A 17,352-nucleotide genomic window follows, 5' to 3' on the forward strand; every position below is an offset into this window, starting at 1 on the left:
CAGCGTGCTGGCTGCCTCGGCGGTGCCGACGACCGCGATGCTGGCGGCGACGACCGCACCGGCGGTCGCGGCCGAGAGCAGCAAGGTGCGCGGTCTTCCGGAAGGAATACGGAATCTCATGAGGGGATGTGCCTTCCTGGGAACGGGCGGATGAGACCGTTAACATCCTGATGCGAGAGATTGCCAGATTGTTTCGGGGCATTCAAGTGGCAAACGTCGATGTCTCCCGGCATGTGACTGTTTTCGCAGTTCAGGGCTCTGATGCGGAAGTGCATATCGGCGCTCTCAATTCTTGGCCCTTTTTGGTTATGTGCGCTTCGGTCGCGTAGTCGCTCTCGGTGGCGGGCCGTGTTTCGTGGGCGTATCGAAAATCGCGTACACCCGCGAAACAGCCCGCTGGCTTCAATGGGGCGATGAAGCAGATCGCGTCTCCGTCAGCGCCGCCCCGCCGCACGCGCGGGATCGCGATCGCCGGCCTGGCGGTCGTCGTCCTGGCGGGCCTGGCGTACGTCGTGCGGCGGCCGCTCGGCATGGCCGCGCCGAGCTGCCTGGCCGGACACTGGCACGGCTGCTACGACACCGAGAACGGCGTGGTGCTCATGACGCTGCTCGGACTGCCGCTGGCCGCTCTGGTGGCCGGGGCGCTGGCCTACCGCCGCCGCGCCGCCGGTGCCGCCTCGGCGTGGCGGAAGTCGGTGGCCGAGGTGGGCATGGTCTACGGAACAGTGCCGCTGGTGTGGATGACCATGCAGCCGGGGCCGGGCGCCGGCGTCGTACCCGGCCGGGTCAGCCTGGTCCCGCTGCGGGACCTGGTGACGATGGGCCCGCTCGGCATCGGCGGGAACCTGCTGATCCTCGCGGCGCTGGGGGTCTTCGCCCCGATGCGGTTCGCGGCGCTGGCGTCCGTGCCGCGGATCCTGGCGCTGGGCGCGGGAAGCTCGATCCTCATCGAGCTCGCCCAGTACGTCCTGCGGCTTGACCGGGTGTCCTCGGTGGACGACGTCCTGGTCAACGCGACCGGCGCCGTGCTGGCCGGGCTGGTGTCGCGCCGCTGGTGGAGCGCCGCGGCGCCGGTGTCGTCCGACCGGCCCCGTCCCGAGCCGGTGGCGGCGCGCTGACTTCGAGCCCGGCACGAGCCGGGCGGAGGACTAGCGCCAATTGGTTTGCTGTGGAAACCTATTGGCATGACCGCAGAATCGAGGCCGGCCGGCGACGATCCCCGGCGACTCCTCTCCGACGTACGCGAACTGGCCGGCCGCGTGCGCCGCGACCAGCGCCTGACGCACGTGGCGCTGCTGGTGCTGGCCGCGGTGACCTTCGTGGCGATCCCGTTCGACTGGCTCTTCATGCAGGTGGACTGCGACGGCAGCGGCTGCGTGTTCGCGCGCCGGGGATTGCTCTACTACTGGCCGCCCGCGCTGCTGATCGCCTATGCCGCGATCGCCGTCCGCTACGTCCGGGCCGCCCGGGCGCGGGGACTGGGCGCCCGCGTGCTCCCGTACGCGATCACCGGCGCCGCGACAGCCGTCGTGTTCACAGCCGCCTACACGGCAGCGGCCGCGTATTTCCCGACCCACCCGCCTTTCGACGGCGGTCCCCTTCCCTTCTGGTGGTTCGCTCTGGATCGGCTGATCGCGCCATGGGGTCTGATCGGGCTGGCGCTGCTGGTGCTGGCCCGCCTGGAACGCAACGTGGCGTTGCTGCTGTTCGCCCTGGGCTATCTGGCGCTCGTGGTGCTGGTGCTGCCGACGACCGACGGCATGAACCTGCCCGGCTGGGCGGTTCCGTCGTTCCTGTCCGGGACAGAGATGCAGATCCGGCTGTCGATGACGCCGTCCCAGCTCATCATCGGCGCCGTGCTGCTGGCGGGCGGGATCGCCTTCGCCAAGGTTCGCCGGGGTCAGCGGTGACCGCCGACGCCGACACGCCGGACCCGTCCGCCCACCCGGTCACCGGGCTGGACGAGGTGGTGCACCAGCGGGTACGGCTGGGGATCCTCGCCATCACCCACGAGGCGCGCCGGGTCGAGTTCGGCTATCTGCGTACCCAGCTGGACCTGACCGCCGGCAACCTTTCCAAGCACTTGAGCGTGTTGGAGACGGCGGGCCTGATCGACGTGGAGAAGGGCTACGAGGGGCGCCGCGGCCGTACCTGGATCACCCTCACCACCGCGGGCAGCCATGCGCTCGCCGAGGAGATCAAGCGCCTGAAGCTGCTCATCACCCAGATCGAGACCACCCGCACCCCGGAGGAATGATGACCACCGCCCTGACCCGTCGCCATCTGCTCACCGCCGCGCTCGCGACCGGGGTGGCCGTGCCCCTGGGCGCCGGCCACCAGCAAGCTGCGCGAGCCACGCCCGGCCCCGTGCGGCTCACGCTGCCCGCACCCACCGGGCCGCACCGCATCGGCACCGTGTCGCTGCACCTGGTCGACCGGTCCCGCCCGGATCCGGTCACCGGGCAGCACCGCGACCTGATGGTCAGCCTCTGGTATCCCGCCGCGCCCGGCGCCGGGCGTCACCCGGTGGCGCCGTGGATGTCCGCGGCGCCGCTGCACGCGTTGCTGGCGGCCAACGGCTTCGACCCCGGGGTCGCAGCGTCGCCCCGCACGACCGGGCACGAGGGAGCCCCGGCCCTGCGGACCGCGGGCCGGCGGCCCGTGATCCTGTTCTCCCACGGCGCCGGCGGCCACCGCTCGGAGGCCACCATCGTCGTGGAAGAACTGGTCAGCCACGGGTACGTCGTCGTCACGGTGGACCACCCGTTCGACTCGTACAGCGAGCTGCCCGGCGGCCGGCTCACCGTGCCCGACGACGAGATTCCGGTGACGCCGTGGGATCACGCCCACGACATCCGGTTCGTGCTGGACCGCGTCGAGGACCTCGCCGCCGGCCGCAACCCGGGCACCGGGCGCCCCCGGCTGCCGGCCGGCCTCGGCGCCGTGCTCGATCCGCGCCGCATCGGCATGTTCGGCTGGTCGAAGGGTGCCACTGCCACCGCGCTGGTCATGAACACGGACCGGCGCGTGCGGGCCGGGCTCGGTCTCGACGGCCCGATGCAGTCGCAACCGCCGGTCACCGGACTGGACCGGCCCTTCATGCTGATGACCGCCGAGCTCACCCGGGCCGCCGAGCCGAGCGTCGAGGAGTTCTGGTCGCTCCTGCGGGGCTGGCGGCTCAACGTGCAGGCCGACGGGGCCCTGCACGGGTCGTACTGCGACGGTCAGTGGCTGGTCCCGCAGCTCGCGGCGATCACCGGGATGAGCGACGAGGCCCTGGCCGGCTGGATCGGCACCCTCGACCCGGCCCGGGCGGTACGGATCCAGCAGGCGTACCCGCTCGCGTTCTTCGACCTGCACCTGCGCAGCCGGGGACACCTGCTCGACGGTCCGAGCCGGGCCTTCCCGGAGGTGCGGTTCCTGCCGTGACGGGCGCACTCCCTGCCACTCTCAACGTATAGCGGACCGGGGGGCTTGCGGCAAGACCCGGGGTAGCGCGCAGAATCGTCGGCCGGAGAGCCGCCACCTGCGAAAACGGGAGTCACGACGTGGACGTGCTGGATCTGCAAGAGGTCGATGAGACGCAGAGTGCGGTGGTCGGCGGCAAGGGCGCGCACCTGGGCGCGCTGTCGCGGCTCGACGGCATCGACGTGCCGGCCGGATTCTGCGTCACGACGGACGCCTACCGGCGGATCCTGGCGCAGGCCCCGGACGTCGACGCGCTGCTCGATCAGCTCTCCCGGCTGGAGGCGGACGACCGGGAGGCGATCCGCGCGCTGAGCGCGCGGATCCGCCGGACCGTCGAGGGGATCGCCGTCCCGGAGGACATCGCCGCGGCGATCACCGGCCGGCTCGGCGCGGAGACCTCGTACGCCGTGCGCTCCAGCGCGACAGCGGAGGACCTGCCGACCGCCTCGTTCGCCGGCCAGCAGGACACGTACCTGAACGTGGTGGGGCCCGCAGCGGTCCTGGCGCACGTGCGCCGCTGCTGGGCCTCGCTGTTCACCGAGCGGGCCGTGATCTACCGCCGGCGCAACGGCGTCGACCACCGGACGGTCCTGATGGCCGTGGTCGTGCAGAAGATGGTCTTCCCGGACGCGGCCGGGATCCTGTTCACCGCCGACCCGGTCACCGGCGACCGGAAGGTCGCCACCGTGGACGCCGGGTTCGGCCTCGGCGAGGCCATGGTCTCCGGCCTGGTCAACCCCGACGTCTTCACGGTGCGCGACGGCCAGATCGTGGCCCGGGCGATCGCCGCCAAAGAGCGGGCCGTGCAGGCCGGGCCGGCCGGCGGTACCCAGGAAGTGGCGATCGACCCGCAGCGGCAGCGGCAGCCGGCCCTGACGGACGCCCAGGTCGTACGGCTCGTGCAGCTCGGCCGGCGGATCGAGGCCCACTTCGGCCGCCCGCAGGACATCGAGTGGTGCCTGACCGGCGACGACTTCCGGATCGTGCAGAGCCGGCCGATCACCACGCTGTTCCCGGTCCCGCAGGCCGGCGACCGGGAGAACCGTGTCTACCTCTCCGTCGGCCATCAGCAGATGATGACCGACGCCATGCGGCCGCTGGGCTACTCCATGTGGCAGCTGACCGCCATGGCGCCGATGCACGAGGCCGGCGGGCGGCTGTTCGTCGACGTCACCCGGGCGCTGGCCACGCCCGCGGGCCGCGCCGGCATCCTGGAGATGGCGAGCCGGTCGGATCCGCTGACCCGGGACGCGCTGCAGACCGTTCTCGACCGTCCCGGTTTCCTCCCGCCCGTGGACGCCGCCCCGGCCGGGCAAGTGGCTGGAACTCCGGCGGCCGGGGCGGCACCCACCGCGATCGAGACCGATCCGGCCATCGTCACCGAGCTGATCGAACGCAGCCGGTCGTCGCTCGCCGCCCTGCGGCGCGACATCGCGGCCGTGACAGGTCCGGAGCTGTTCGACTTCCTGCTGGCGGCCTTCCAGGAACACAAGCGGTTGCTCAGCGATGCCCTGAGCATCCAGGCGATCATGGCGGGGATGGAGGCCACCTGGTGGCTCAACGACCGGCTGCTGGGCTGGCTGGGGGAGCGGAACGCGGCCGACGCCCTCACGCTGTCCGCCCCCGGCAACATCACCTCGGAGATGGGGCTGGCGCTGCTCGACGTGGCCGACGTGATCCGCCCGTACCCGCAGGTCGTGGAGTTCCTGCGGGGTGCCGGGGACGAGGACATCCTCGACGAGCTGCCGAAGCTGGCGGGCGGGGCCGAGGCGCGCGATGCCATCGAAACCTACCTCGACCGGTACGGGATGCGCTGCGTCGGCGAGATCGACATCACCCGGCCCCGGTGGCGTGAGCGCCCGGGCACGCTCGTCCCGGCGATCCTCGACAACGTCAGGAACTTCGAGCCGGGTGCGGCCGGGCGGCGCTTCGAGCAGGGACGCCGGCAGGCGCAGGCCAAGGCGCGGGAGGTCCTCGCCCGGCTGCGGGAGCTGCCGGACGGCGAGCAGAAGGCCGGCGAGACCGAACGGATGATCGAGCGGGTCCGCACCTTCATCGGCTACCGGGAGTACCCGAAGTACAACATCGTCAGCCGCTCCTTCGTCTACAAGCAGGCTTTGCTGGGGGAGGCCGAGCGCCTCGTGCAGGCCGGCGTGCTCGCCGATCCGGAGGACATCTACTACCTCACCTTCCCGGAGCTGCACAAGGTCGCGCGTTCGCACCGGGTGGATCCCGGGCTCATCCGGCAGCGCCGGGAGGAGTTCCGGTCCCATCAGGCGCTGACGCCGCCGCGGGTGCTCACCTCGGACGGGGAGGCCGTCGCCGGGGCGTACCGGCGCGACGGCGTGCCGGCCGGCGCCCTGGCCGGCATCCCGGTCTCCGGCGGGACCGTCGAGGGCCGCGCCCGCGTCGTCCTCGACCTGGCCGAGGCTGATCTCGGGACGGACGACATCCTGGTCACGTCCTACACGGACCCGAGCTGGTCGACCGTGTTCGTCGGAATCGCCGGCCTGGTGACCGAGGTGGGCGGGCCGATGACCCACGGCGCGGTGATCGCTCGCGAGTACGGCCTGCCGGCCGTCGTGGGCGTGGAGCGGGCGACCCGGCTCATCCGCGACGGACAGCGGATCCGCGTGCACGGCACCGACGGGTACGTCGAGATCCTGTCCTGACGATCTCTGTGTCGAACGCCTCGTCCTCCGGTAGGGCATAGATGTTCTTGATCGCCCTGGACTAACCTGTCATCGCCCGCCGCGGGCGTGGGCCGGGACCGGGGAGAAGACCATGAACATGCAGGGAACGAGTCGCGTGGCAGCCCTCGCCGCCGCCGCGGTGCTGGCGCTCAGCGGCGTTGCCGGCTGCGCCAAAGAGGACACCGGGGGCACCACCGACACCGGCGTGGCGCTGGTGAAGTCCGGGGTGCTGACCACGTGCACCCACCTGCCGTACGCGCCGTTCCAGTCCAAGGACGCGGCCGGCAAGGTCGTCGGCTTCGACGTCGCCCTCGTCGACCTGGTCGCCGCCAAGCTGAAGGTGACCCAGGAGATCGTGGACACGCCGTTCGAGGGCATCAAGTCCGGCTCCGACCTCAACGCCGGCAAGTGCGACCTCGCCGCGGCCGGCATGACCATCACCGAGGAACGCAAGAAGGTGCTCGACTTCTCCGACCCGTACTTCGACGCCACCCAGGCACTGGCCGTGCTCACCGGCAAAGAGGTCAAGACGCTGGAGGAGCTGGCCGGCAAGCGGCTCGGCGTGCAGGGCGGGACCACCGGCGAGGAGTACATCAACGCCCAGGTCAAGGAGAAGAAGCTGGACATCGAGGTGGTGTCCTACCGCGACCTCGCCGCGCTGCAGCAGGCGCTGGCCACCAACCAGGTCGTGGCCGCCGTCAACGATCTGCCGGTCTGGAACGAGTACATCAAGGCCAACCCCGGCAAGGTCGTGGTGGCGACCGGCTTCGACACCGGCGAGCAGTACGGTTTCGCCGTCAAGAAGGGCAACGCGGCGCTGCTCAAGGCCGTCAACGAGGCTCTCGCCGGGGCGCGGTCCGACGGCACGTACGACAAGATCTACAAGAGCTGGATCGGCGAGAAGCCGGTCGGCTGATCCGCGCCATGGTCATGAGTCGCCGCCGGCGGCAGCGGATCGCCCGCGTCGCCGGCTACGTCGTCCTCGCGCTGGTGATCCTGGCCGCGGTGAGCGCCGCGGACTGGGGCCGGCTGTCCGAGGCGTTCTTCCGGCTCGACGTCGCCCGGAGCATGTTCCCGCAGGCGATCACGGTCGCGCTGCGCAACACCATCGTCTACACCCTGCTGGCGTTCGTCTTCGGCCTGACGCTGGGGCTGGTGCTGGCCCTGATGCGGCTGTCGTCGATCCTGCCGTACCGCTGGCTCGCCACCGCCTACATCGAGCTGTTCCGCGGGCTGCCCGCGCTGCTGGTGCTGTTCATGGTCGGCTACGGCGTGCCGCTGGCGTTCCCCGACCGGGAGATCCCGGGCGGGGTCTACGGCTCGGTCACCGTCGGTCTCGGCCTGACCGCCGCGGCCTACATGGCGGAGACCATCCGCGCCGGCATCCAGGCGGTGCCCAAGGGCCAGCTCGAGGCGGCCCGGACGCTGGGCATGTCGCACACCCGGGCGATGGTCTCCATCGTCCTGCCGCAGGCGTTCCGCATCGTCATCCCGCCGCTGACCAACGAGATCATCCTGCTGACCAAGGACACCTCCCTGGTCTACGTCCTCGGTGTCACCTCGACGACGATCGAGCTGACCAAGTTCGCCGGCGACTCGCTCAACACCCGGGTCAACCCGACGCCCCTGGTGGTGGCCGGGCTGCTCTACCTGGTGATCACCCTGCCGCTGTCCCAGCTGGTCCGCGGGCTGGAGCGCCGGGCCCGGAGAGAGAGGTGACCGCGATGTCCACCATCCGGATCGACGGCCTGCACAAGTCCTTCGGCAAGCTGGAGGTGCTGCGCGGCATCGACCTGGTCGTCGATCCGGGCCAGGTCGTCTGTGTCATCGGCCCGTCCGGCTCCGGCAAGTCCACGCTGCTGCGCTGTGTGAACCTCCTGGAGGAGCCGGACTCCGGCTCGATCCGGGTGGCCGGCGTCGAGGTCACCGACCCGGACTGCGACATCGACGCCGTCCGCCGCGGCATCGGCATGGTCTTCCAGCAGTTCAACCTGTTCGGTCACCTGACCGTCCGGGAGAACGTCACCATCGCGCAGCGCCGGGTCCTCAAACGCAGCCGGGCCGAGGCCGACCGGATCGCCACGGTGAATCTCGACCGGGTCGGCCTGGCCGACAAGGCCGGCTCGTATCCCGCGCAGCTGTCCGGCGGCCAGCAGCAGCGTGTCGCCATCGCCCGCGCCCTGGCGATGGACCCGCAGCTGATGCTCTTCGACGAGCCGACCAGCGCCCTCGACCCGGAGCTGGTCGGCGAGGTGCTCGCGGTCATGCGGGGCCTGGCCGCCGAGGGCATGACGATGCTCGTGGTCACCCACGAGATGGCCTTCGCCCGCGAGGTCGCCTCCCGCGTCGTCTTCATGGACGGCGGCGCGATCGTGGAGGAAGGGCCGCCCGCCACCGTGTTCGGCAGTCCACGGGAGGAGCGCACCCGCGAGTTCCTGCACCGGGTGCTGGAGCCGACCCGGGTCAGCGAGTCGGAGATCGGGGCTCACCTGACGGACTGACTTCTGATGAAAAACGCAAAAGTTCACAGCTGGTTAACCAAAGTTGTGGACTTCTGTGCAGAAGGAGCCTAGCGTTCCCAGGCATCGATGGTCGTCGACCCTCGATCCCGACCGTCCCGGTGTCTGGGGAGAGCGCTCTATGAGAATGTCGATGTTCACCCGTCCCCGAATGTCTTTCCTGGTCGGCGCCGCCCTGCTGGCCAGCCTGCTGCAAGCGGTCCCCGCCGCTGCGGCCGTCCCGCCCCAGCAGCCCGGCGTCACGCTGCGCACCTTCGATCTGCAGACCGCGCGTGACCGGATCTGCACCCTCAAGCCCGGCCAGACCCCCAACGTCGACAAGCTCATGCCGACGGTCAACTGGAGCGCCGCGGCCGACTTCGGCCTCGAGAACAACTTCCAGTCCGAGGTGATCGGCAACGTCAACATCACCACCGCGGGCGCGTACACGTTCCGGCTCACCAGCGACGACGGCTCGCGGCTGCTGATCGACGGCGCGACCGTCGTCAACCACGACGGGCTGCACGGGGTGACCTCCATGGAGGGCACCGTCAACCTCACCACCGGGTACCACGGCCTGCACATCGACTTCTTCGAGGCCGGCGGCGGCCAGCAGCTCACTCTGGAGTGGCGCCCGCCGGGAGCCACGGCGTTCACCGTCGTGCCGAACTCGGCCCTGAGCACCGATGCCGGCGTGGTCCGGGTGACCGCGCCCGGGCGCAAGGACTGCGAGACCGCCGGGGACAGCGGCGGCGACGGCCTTCCGCTCACCGGCGTGCACCCCGGCTACACCCTGACCAATCTGCGCCCGGCCGGCTTCCAGCCGCAGGTGAGCGCGATGGACTGGTATCCCGACGGGCGCCTGGCCATCGCCACCTGGGGTGGCAGCGACAAGATCGCCGGCGAGGTGTACGTCCTCAGTGGCGTCACCGGCAGCACCTCACCGAGCCAGGTCACCTACAAGAAGGTCGCCACCGGGCTCCGCGAGCCGATGGGCCTGAAGATCGTCGACGGCAAGATCTACGTCTCCCAGAAGCACGAGCTGACCGAGCTCAACGACACCAACGGCGACGGCGTCACCGATCAGTACCGACGGGTCGCCACCTGGCCGTTCGACGGCAACTTCCACGAGTTCGCGTTCGGCCTGCTCTACAAGGACGGCTACTTCTACCTGAACCTGTCCGTCTCCATCGACCTCGGCGGCGCGACCACCCAGCCGCAGGGCTCACCCAACCGCGGCACCAGCCTGAAGATCAACCGGACGACCGGCGCGGTGGAGTACGTCGCCGGCGGCCTGCGCACTCCGAACGGTCTGGGCTGGGGGCCCGACGGCGACATCTTCGTGCTGGACAACCAGGGCGGCTGGTTGCCCGCCTCGAAACTGGTGCAGGTCAAGCCGAACCGGTTCTTCAACCACTACACCAACCCGGACGGCCCGTTCGACAACCAGCCGGTCACCCAGCCGGTGCTGTGGCTGCCGCAGAACGAGATCGCCAACTCGCCGAGCACCCCGCTGATGCTCACCTCGGGGCCGTACTCGGGGCAGATGCTCTTCGGTGACGTCACGTACGGCGGTATCCAGCGCGCCTTCCTGGAGAAGGTCAACGGCCAGTACCAGGGCGCGGTCTTCCGGCTGACCCAGGGACTGGAGTCGGGCGTGCTGCGCCTGAGCCAGGGACCCGACGGTGCGCTCTACTACGGCGGGCTCGGTGCCGGCGGTAACTGGGGCCAGGAGGGCAAGCTCACGTACGGGCTGCAGAAGCTGACCCCCAACGGCACCAGCGTCTTCGACATCAAGGCGATGCGCGCTGTCGCCGGCGGCTTCGAGCTGGAGTACACCCAGCCCGTCTCCGAGGGCACCGCCGCCCAGCTCGCCGCGCGCTACCGGGCCGAGCAGTGGCGCTACGTCCCGACCCCGTCGTACGGCGGACCGAAGGTCGACGAGGAGACGCTGCAGGTGGCGTCGGCGACCCTGTCCGCGGACCGGCTCAAGGTGACGCTCAAGCTGAACGGGCTCAAGCCGGGCCGGGTCGTGCACGTGCGTTCCCCGCGCCCGTTCACCTCGACGTCCGGCGCCTCGCTGTGGAGCACCGAGGCGTGGTACACGCTCAACAGCCTCACCGACGGCACCACGCCGCGGACGGACCGGGTCGAGGCGGAGAACGCCGGGCTCAGCGGTAGTGCGGGTGTGGCGTCCGACCACACCGGCTACACCGGGTCGGGCTTCGTCGCCGGCTACGGCACGGTGGGTGCCGCGACCACCTTCAGCGTCGACGTGCCGGCGGCCGGGTCGTACCCGGTCTCGCTGCGCTTCAGCAACGGCCCGAACCCGTCGGCCGGGGCCAAGACCCTGAGCCTGTACGTCAACGGGAGCAAGGTGCGGCAGGTCAGCCTGGCCGACACCGGGAACTGGGACACCTGGGCGACCAAGACCGACACCGTGACGTTGCGGGCCGGTGGCAACACGGTCGCCTACAAGATGGACACCGGCGACGTCGGTCACGTCAATCTGGACAGTCTGACCGTGGGCACCGGGGGCGGCAGCACCGCGACCGCGCGGACCGGCACCATCACCGGTATCGCCGGCAAGTGCCTCGACGTCGACAACGCCGGGGCCGCCGACAAGACCAAGGTGCAGATCCACACCTGCAACAACACGTCCGCGCAGAGCTGGACCCGCGTCGGCGACTCGCTGCGGGCGCTCGGCAAGTGCCTGGACATCGACAACGGCGGGACCGCCGACGGCACCAAGGTCCAGCTGTACACGTGCAACAACAGCGCCGCGCAGGTATGGCAGGCGCAGGCCAACGGTTCGCTGCTCAACCCGCAGTCCGGCAAGGTGCTCGACGTCGCCGGCGGAGCCAGCGCCGACGGCACCCAGGTGCAGATCTACCGGTGGGCCGATGTGGCCCAGCAGAAGTGGACCCACAACGGCGCCAGCCGGGTGACGCTGTTCGACGGTGGCAACCTGCAGGCGTTCCAGAACGCCGACGGCAGCGCACCGACCTGGCCGATCTCCGGCGGTTCGGCCGAGGTGCTCGGCGGCGATCTGCGCACCAAGCAGACCTTCGGCGACTTCAAGCTGCACGCCGAGTTCTGGCTGCCGAACCTGCCGGCCGACGTGACCGGACAGGCCCGGGCCAACAGCGGCATCTACCTGCAGGACCGGTACGAGGTGCAGATCCTGGACTCGTACGGCAAGCCGACCCTGGCCGACAACGACAGTGCCGCCATCTACCTGAAGCGGGCACCGTCCGCGAACGCCGGGACGGCCCCGGAGACGTGGCAGACCTACGACATCACCTTCCGGGCGGCCCGCTACGACGGGGCCACGAAGATCGAGAACGCCCGGGTCACGGTGGTCTGGAACGGCACCACCGTGCACAACAACGTCGCGATCGACGGCCCCACCGGCAACGGGGCGGCCGAGGGTCCGGACATGCTGCCCATCCGGTTGCAGGACCACGGTGACCCGGGCGCGAACGTCCGCTACCGCAACCTCTGGATAGAGCCCGCGTGACGCGAGCGGCGGGTGCCGGGCCTGGTCGCTGCCCGGCACCCGCCGCTGCCGTCGATACACGTCAACGATTCAGGAAGCCAGGGCGGCAGTGACGGCCTCCTCGGCGGTGGCCTTGCTGATGCCCAGTCCGGCCAGGACACCCGTGCCGTCCTCGAGCTCCAGCAGCGCGAGCAGGATGTGCTCGGTGCCCACGTAGTTGTGGTTCATCCGCAGGGCCTCCCGGAAGGTCAGCTCCAGGCCCTTCTTGGCGTGTGCGTCGAACGGGATGAGCGCCGGCACTGTGTCGGCGGCCGCCGGCAGCGTCGCGGTGGCGGTCTGCCGGACACTGTCCAGCGACACGCCCTGCGCGACGATCACCCGGGCGCCGAGTGCGGTCGGGTCGGCCACCAGACCGAGCAGCAGGTGAGCCACGCTGATCTGGCTGTTGCCCTTGGCCCGGGCCTCCTCCTGCGCCGTCACGACGACCTTCCGGGCGCGGTCCGTGTAGCGGCTGAACCCCTGACTGGCGTCCAGGTCCGGCGCCTCGCCCTTGGGCACGAAGCGCTTCTGGGCGGCCTGCTTGGAGACGCCCATGCTGCGGCCGATCTCGGTCCAGGAGGCGCCGGAACGGCGCGCCTGGTCGACGAAGTGCCCGATCAGGTGATCCGCCACGTCGCCGAGGTGGTCGGCGGCCAGGACCGCGTCGGAGAGCTGATCGAGCGCGGTGGAGTGGGTCTTCTTGATGGCCTCGATCAGGTCGTCGAGCCGGACCGAAGCGGCGACGGGTTCAGGTGTGGTCATGCCGTCAACCATAGGTTGACGCGCGATTTGCGTCAACTCGTAGTTGACGAAAAGGTGTGTGTCGACTTCGCCGCCGAGTTGAGCGGGCGGACGGGCGCCGTGGTCCACTGGGTGCCGGGGCTCGCGCTCGACGTCGGGAACCCCACCACCGCCGGGCTCGGCGACACGTTCGTCGGTGGCTTCCTCACCGCGGTCGCCCGGAGGCAGGCTCGATGACCGTCGAAGCCCTGCCGGCCAACCAGCCCGAGACGTTCTACCGCGGCGCCGGCCGGATCGCCGAGTTCCGCAACGGGCCGGCCCTGACCGACCGCCCCGAGGACTGGGTGGCCTCGGTGACCACCCGTTTCGGGCTCGCCGGCTCGGGCCTGTCCACCCTGCCCGACGGCCGGGTGCTGGCGGAGGCGATCGAGGCCGATCCGCGCTACTGGCTCGGGCCGGGTCGCTCCGACACCGGGATCCTGGTGAAACTGCTCGACGCGGGACAGCGGCTGCCGTTGCACGTCCACCCGGACCGCCGCTTCGCCACCGCGCATCTGGCTTCGCCGTACGGGAAGACCGAAGCGTGGGTGATCGTCTCGGCGCGCCCGGACGCGTACGTGCATCTCGGTTTCGCCCGCGACGTGGTGGCCGCGGAGCTGGCCGGCTGGGTGAGCGGGCAGCGGACCGGGCCGATGCTGGCGGCCACCAACAAGATCCCGGTGGCGCCCGGCGACGCCATCCTGTGCCCCGCCGGGCTGCCGCACGCGATCGGTGACGGCATCCTGCTCGTCGAGATCCAGGAACCGACCGACTTCTCCGTGCTGCTGGAGTACGAGGGCTTCGGTCTCGCCGACGGCCACCTGGGCCTCGGTTACGACCAGGCCCTGCAATGCGTCGACCGCGCAGCGTGGACGCCGGAGCGCCTCGCCACGTTACGCGGTGGGCAGCGGCTCCTGCCCGAGGCCGCGGACGAGTTCTTCGCCGCCCGCCGCCTGCGCGGCGGTGACCGTCTGGAGCAGGGCTTCAGCGTGCTGGTCGTGGTGGCCGGCCAGGGCCGGCTGACCGGGGAGAAGGACGACCTGGCGCTGCGGCGGGGGGACACGCTGCTGGTGCCGTACGCCGCCGGCCCGCTCCGGATCGACGGCCAGGTGGACGTGATCCGTCTGGCGGCCGGGCAACCGTCGAACTAGGGCGCCGGCCGCGACGGGACGGCGCCCCGGGACGGTCAGGGCCGGCGGCCGAACTCGCCGGCCAGCACGTCCCGCGTGACCGCCTCGCCGAGCCGGTCACCGTGCACGGCCGCGCCACGGTAGTGCACCCCGGCCCAGATCCGCGCCTCGATCAGTTCGGTCCGGGCCGAGGAGAGGCTGTCGAAGTGCCGGGTGGTGCCGGACTCGGCACTGTAGGCGCTGAACGACAGGTCGTCACGGCCGAAGAATGAACGCAGCGCGGTCATGATCGACGAGGTGTAGCAGGCGTGGCCGGAGGGCCACTCCGGCGACGGCGCGGTGACGCGCAACGGCGTCCAGGCCGGGTCGGCCGCGGTGGCCGGGTTGCCGTCGGTGTCCGCCAGCGGGATCGCGGTCACCGGACGCCAGAAACTCCAGCGCCGCTTCTGCTGGTAGCAGGAGATCATCGCGTCGGCGGTGGAGACGTCGGCCATCGCCAGCATGCGCGCGGTCTGCAAGGCGTTCAGCCGGTGGCCGGCGGCCAGGTCGCGCTTGATCGACCACTCCACCTGGCGATAGTCGTCCCACCAGGCCGCCGCCTCGGCCTGGTCCGCGGTGCGGGTCGTGCTGGTGGCCGAGCCGAGCGACCTGACCTCGTTCAGCTGGCGCGCGTAGGCGGCACTGGTCAGGGCGGGCGGTCCGGGCACGCGGTGGTCGGCGGGGTCGACCGCGAACGGCCTCAGGAACGGGAACCAGCCGCCGGCCTGGACATTGTTCGGCGGAGTGAGACGGTATGCGCCGGGGGTGGTGCCGACCGGCCAGGTGGCGTCGCCGAACGCGCCGTCGTCGCGGCGGTCGGCGATCATGGCCGCCGCCGCGGCCTCGCCGACCCGGATGCCGCCGCGCTCGGCCGGGCCGTCGGCGATCGGGGCGAGCGCTTCGTCGTACTGCGCGCGCAGGGCGTCGGCCTGAGCCGGGAAGAGCGCCAGGAGTACGCGGTGAGCGGCCGTGGCCACAGCCGCCGGGGCCGAGTCACCGCGGTGGGCCCGAGGAGCGACCAGGTACGGCTCGTACGGGGCGCCGGCGATCGCGTTGACCGCGTCGTACACGGCGCCCTGGACCATCGCGAAGCTCCGGGTGCCCGCGGTGGGCGACTGCCGGGCCACCTCGTAGATGGCCGTCTGGGCGTGGATGTTCCAGGTCAGGACCGCGTTGGGCGGGGCCGCGGGTGCGGCCGGCGCTGCGGTGGGCGTCAGGGCGGTCAGGCCGAGGGTGGCCCCGGCCGCCGCACCGAGCAGCTTCCGGAAACGGACGCGATGTGCCATGAGATCCCCCGTCGGGTGGGTGGGGCGCCGGTTCACGCGGGCCCAAGCATCGAACCGCGCCGATGGGCGGGGCAACCCTTCTGACGGAAATGCGGCTGAGTCCGCCGGCCGCCGTCCCGGATCGGCGGATGCCGATCCGGTCGGGCGGGTCACACCGTGGCGGCCGCCTTCGGCCGGGCCGCCGCGCCGGTGCCGGCCACCGTGCTGGTGCGGCGGGCCCGCAGGCCGCTGACCAGGGAAAGGGCGAGACCGAAGGCGACCCAGGCGGCCAGCACGCTCAGCGGTGCGGCGACATTGTTGCCGTCGAAGAAGGCGGTGGAGCGCAGCAGCTGGCCGCCGGCTCCGGGCGGGAGCAGCTGGCCCAGGGTGCCGGACCAGCCGGGCAGCATCTCGGGCGCGGTGGCCGTGCCGGCCAGCGGGTTGCCGAGGAGCATCATGGTGGCGGCACCGAGACCGAGCCCGGCGGTGCCGAGCAGTGATTCCAGGCCGAGCACGGTCAGGGCGGTGGCGGCGATGGTGAGCGCGACGGCGCCGGCGTTGGCCAGGTAGGCCCCGTTGAGAGAGCCGAGCCAGAACTGCAGGATCGCGGCCATGGCCAGGCCGCCGGTGACCGCGAAGGCCAGGGCGCCGATGACCCGCCGCCCGGTGCCGCGTACGAGCGTGGTGAGCAGGGCCGCGGCGAGCAGGCCACCCAGGACCAGCGGCAGGGCGCCGGCCGTCAGGCCCGCGCCGCGCGGGTCGTCGGCGGGCAGGGCGACGATGTCGCGGACGGCGACCGCCGGACCGGCGCCCGGGGACTGGGCCCGGGTCAGCGCGGTGGCGACACCCTGCAGGGCCTGGGCGACCGGGGCGCCGGCGGCCGAGGCGGTGATCACCTGCGGGCTGCCGCCGCTGACGTCGATGGCGCCGTAGACCTCGCGGTCGCGGATGAGCCGTTCGGCGGCGGCCGTCGTGTCGACCCGGGTGATCTCGAAGGCGTCCGGCTGGCGTTGGTCCAGAGCGGCGCTGACCTGGCCGGCGGCGGTGGCCGGCCCGACGACGGCGATGGGGACGTCGTGCACCGAGGACCGCACCGACGGCCAGGCGAACGCGGTGAGCAGCACGCTGATGATCAGGGTGAGCAGGGCGACCGCCCCGGCGACCCGCGCCCAGGGTGACGGTGCCGAGGTGCCTGCCGGTGGGGCCTGCGTGGCCATGGGGACTCCCTTAAAAGAGAACGGATGTTCGTTTTGATAGTGCGCGCCCCGTCGCTTCCTTGTCAAGAACGAACGTTCGCTTTACTGTCGGTCCCATGCCCCGCGTCTCCGAGCAGTACCGCACCAACCGCCGCGCCGAGATCCTGGTCGCCGCGGCCCGGCTCTTCGCCACCAACGGTTTCCACTCCACCTCGATGGCCGACATCATCAGCGCGTCCGGCCTGTCCGCGGGCGCGGTGTACCGGTATTTCCGGAGCAAGGAAGAGCTGATCGGCGCCGTGGCGGAGCGGGCCTTGTCGGCCGCCGACGAGGTGTTCGCGGAGCTGCTCGCCGACGGGGCCACACCCTCGTTCGAGCAGGCCCTGACCGCCATCCTCGAAGCGATCAGCGGCCGGATCGCCGACGATCCGGTCATCGGCACGGACCTCACCCGGATCGGGGTGCAGGTGTGGGCCGAGGCACTCCGGAATCCCGAGCTCGCGGCCCGCGCCGGCGCCGCGTATCAGCGGCTGCGAGGGCACTTCGCCGAGGTCGCCCGCCGCCGGCAGGCCGCGGGGCTGCTGGCCGCCGACGCGGTGCCGGAGCAGGTGGGCGCGGCCATGCTCAGCCTGGTGCAGGGTTTCATCCTGCAGCGTCTGCTGGTGGCCGGGACCGATACCGCGGGCTACCTCGCCGGCGTGCGGGCCCTGCTGGCCCCGGCCCCACTCGGCGCCGGAAGGTAGCG

Annotated in this window: 15 protein-coding genes; 12 read left to right on the forward strand and 3 right to left on the reverse strand. The window is 71.4% G+C overall.

The genetic code is table 11. The features are described from left to right. Positions 1–413 precede the first annotated feature (413 nt). From Aau02nite_RS11545 to Aau02nite_RS11585, 9 genes are all read left to right on the forward strand, one after another. Positions 414–1,118, forward strand: coding sequence for a VanZ family protein (locus tag Aau02nite_RS11545; RefSeq protein WP_212988366.1), 705 nt, complete (start codon positions 414–416; stop codon positions 1,116–1,118). Between the two features lie 66 nt (positions 1,119–1,184). Continuing rightward, on the forward strand, positions 1,185–1,910 hold the full coding sequence (locus Aau02nite_RS11550; RefSeq protein ID WP_212988367.1) for a hypothetical protein: 726 nt from the start codon (positions 1,185–1,187) through the stop codon (positions 1,908–1,910). Beyond that, a complete protein-coding gene (locus Aau02nite_RS11555; RefSeq protein WP_212988368.1) occupies positions 1,907–2,257 on the forward strand; it encodes a transcriptional regulator in 351 nt (116 codons plus the stop codon). Before Aau02nite_RS11550 ends, Aau02nite_RS11555 begins: the two co-directional genes overlap by 4 nt. Beyond that, positions 2,257–3,429 carry an alpha/beta hydrolase family protein gene (locus tag Aau02nite_RS11560; RefSeq protein WP_212988369.1) on the forward strand — a complete coding sequence of 391 codons (1,173 nt, stop codon included), beginning with the start codon at positions 2,257–2,259 and terminating at the stop codon, positions 3,427–3,429. The genes Aau02nite_RS11555 and Aau02nite_RS11560 overlap by 1 nt, the downstream gene beginning before the upstream one ends. A gap of 119 nt (positions 3,430–3,548) precedes the next feature. Next, positions 3,549–6,140 carry a rifamycin-inactivating phosphotransferase gene (gene rph, locus Aau02nite_RS11565; protein WP_212988370.1) on the forward strand — a complete coding sequence of 864 codons (2,592 nt, stop codon included), beginning with the start codon at positions 3,549–3,551 and terminating at the stop codon, positions 6,138–6,140. Positions 6,141–6,252: 112 nt separating this feature from the next. Then, positions 6,253–7,077 carry an ABC transporter substrate-binding protein gene (locus Aau02nite_RS11570; protein WP_212988371.1) on the forward strand — a complete coding sequence of 275 codons (825 nt, stop codon included), beginning with the start codon at positions 6,253–6,255 and terminating at the stop codon, positions 7,075–7,077. Between the two features lie 8 nt (positions 7,078–7,085). Next, positions 7,086–7,880 carry an amino acid ABC transporter permease gene (locus Aau02nite_RS11575; protein WP_212988372.1) on the forward strand — a complete coding sequence of 265 codons (795 nt, stop codon included), beginning with the start codon at positions 7,086–7,088 and terminating at the stop codon, positions 7,878–7,880. 5 nt (positions 7,881–7,885) lie between these two features. Next, entirely contained in the window at positions 7,886–8,662 is a 777-nt protein-coding gene (locus tag Aau02nite_RS11580; RefSeq protein ID WP_212988373.1) for an amino acid ABC transporter ATP-binding protein, read from the forward strand. A 169-nt stretch (positions 8,663–8,831) separates the two neighbouring features. Further along, on the forward strand, positions 8,832–12,179 hold the full coding sequence (locus Aau02nite_RS11585) for a 3-keto-alpha-glucoside-1,2-lyase-like domain-containing protein (RefSeq protein WP_212988374.1): 3,348 nt from the start codon (positions 8,832–8,834) through the stop codon (positions 12,177–12,179). 69 nt (positions 12,180–12,248) lie between these two features. Here Aau02nite_RS11585 and Aau02nite_RS11590 read toward each other — a convergent pair whose 3' ends face one another. Further along, positions 12,249–12,959, reverse strand: a complete 711-nt coding sequence (locus Aau02nite_RS11590) for a Clp protease N-terminal domain-containing protein (protein ID WP_212988375.1) — start codon at positions 12,957–12,959, stop codon at positions 12,249–12,251. 54 nt (positions 12,960–13,013) lie between these two features. On the opposite strand from Aau02nite_RS11590, the gene Aau02nite_RS11595 reads away from it, so the two are divergent. Together Aau02nite_RS11595 and Aau02nite_RS11600 are read left to right on the forward strand one after the other, a co-directional pair. Then, a complete protein-coding gene (locus tag Aau02nite_RS11595) occupies positions 13,014–13,175 on the forward strand; it encodes a hypothetical protein (protein WP_212988376.1) in 162 nt (53 codons plus the stop codon). Then, positions 13,172–14,128 (forward strand): class I mannose-6-phosphate isomerase, encoded by a 957-nt coding sequence (locus Aau02nite_RS11600; RefSeq protein ID WP_212988377.1) that lies wholly within the window; start codon positions 13,172–13,174, stop codon positions 14,126–14,128. Before Aau02nite_RS11595 ends, Aau02nite_RS11600 begins: the two co-directional genes overlap by 4 nt. 35 nt (positions 14,129–14,163) lie before the next feature. Here Aau02nite_RS11600 and Aau02nite_RS11605 read toward each other — a convergent pair whose 3' ends face one another. Together Aau02nite_RS11605 and Aau02nite_RS11610 are read right to left on the reverse strand one after the other, a co-directional pair. Beyond that, positions 14,164–15,432, reverse strand: coding sequence for a vanadium-dependent haloperoxidase (locus Aau02nite_RS11605; protein ID WP_212988378.1), 1,269 nt, complete (start codon positions 15,430–15,432; stop codon positions 14,164–14,166). Between the two features lie 149 nt (positions 15,433–15,581). After that, positions 15,582–16,628 carry a hypothetical protein gene (locus Aau02nite_RS11610; protein WP_212988379.1) on the reverse strand — a complete coding sequence of 349 codons (1,047 nt, stop codon included), beginning with the start codon at positions 16,626–16,628 and terminating at the stop codon, positions 15,582–15,584. Positions 16,629–16,723: 95 nt separating this feature from the next. On the opposite strand from Aau02nite_RS11610, the gene Aau02nite_RS11615 reads away from it, so the two are divergent. Further along, positions 16,724–17,350, forward strand: coding sequence for a TetR/AcrR family transcriptional regulator (locus Aau02nite_RS11615; protein ID WP_212988380.1), 627 nt, complete (start codon positions 16,724–16,726; stop codon positions 17,348–17,350). The last annotated feature ends 2 nt before the right edge of the window (positions 17,351–17,352 follow it).

The sequence above is a fragment of the Actinoplanes auranticolor genome, from assembly GCF_018332655.1.
Lineage (GTDB): Bacteria > Actinomycetota > Actinomycetes > Mycobacteriales > Micromonosporaceae > Actinoplanes > Actinoplanes auranticolor.

Excerpts from the sequence above, each read along its gene's own strand:
- Aau02nite_RS11545 (WP_212988366.1), top strand. The coding sequence starts at position 414 with ATGAAGCAGATCGCGTCTCCGTCAGCGCCGCCCCGCCGCACGCGCGGG.
- Aau02nite_RS11550 (WP_212988367.1), top strand. The coding sequence starts at position 1,185 with ATGACCGCAGAATCGAGGCCGGCCGGCGACGATCCCCGGCGACTCCTC.
- Aau02nite_RS11560 (WP_212988369.1), top strand. The coding sequence starts at position 2,257 with ATGACCACCGCCCTGACCCGTCGCCATCTGCTCACCGCCGCGCTCGCG.
- Aau02nite_RS11570 (WP_212988371.1), top strand. The coding sequence starts at position 6,253 with ATGAACATGCAGGGAACGAGTCGCGTGGCAGCCCTCGCCGCCGCCGCG.
- Aau02nite_RS11575 (WP_212988372.1), top strand. The coding sequence starts at position 7,086 with ATGGTCATGAGTCGCCGCCGGCGGCAGCGGATCGCCCGCGTCGCCGGC.
- Aau02nite_RS11580 (WP_212988373.1), top strand. The coding sequence starts at position 7,886 with ATGTCCACCATCCGGATCGACGGCCTGCACAAGTCCTTCGGCAAGCTG.
- Aau02nite_RS11585 (WP_212988374.1), top strand. The coding sequence starts at position 8,832 with ATGTCTTTCCTGGTCGGCGCCGCCCTGCTGGCCAGCCTGCTGCAAGCG.
- Aau02nite_RS11590 (WP_212988375.1), bottom strand. The coding sequence starts at position 12,959 with ATGACCACACCTGAACCCGTCGCCGCTTCGGTCCGGCTCGACGACCTG.
- Aau02nite_RS11600 (WP_212988377.1), top strand. The coding sequence starts at position 13,172 with ATGACCGTCGAAGCCCTGCCGGCCAACCAGCCCGAGACGTTCTACCGC.
- Aau02nite_RS11605 (WP_212988378.1), bottom strand. The coding sequence starts at position 15,432 with ATGGCACATCGCGTCCGTTTCCGGAAGCTGCTCGGTGCGGCGGCCGGG.
- Aau02nite_RS11610 (WP_212988379.1), bottom strand. The coding sequence starts at position 16,628 with ATGGCCACGCAGGCCCCACCGGCAGGCACCTCGGCACCGTCACCCTGG.
- Aau02nite_RS11615 (WP_212988380.1), top strand. The coding sequence starts at position 16,724 with ATGCCCCGCGTCTCCGAGCAGTACCGCACCAACCGCCGCGCCGAGATC.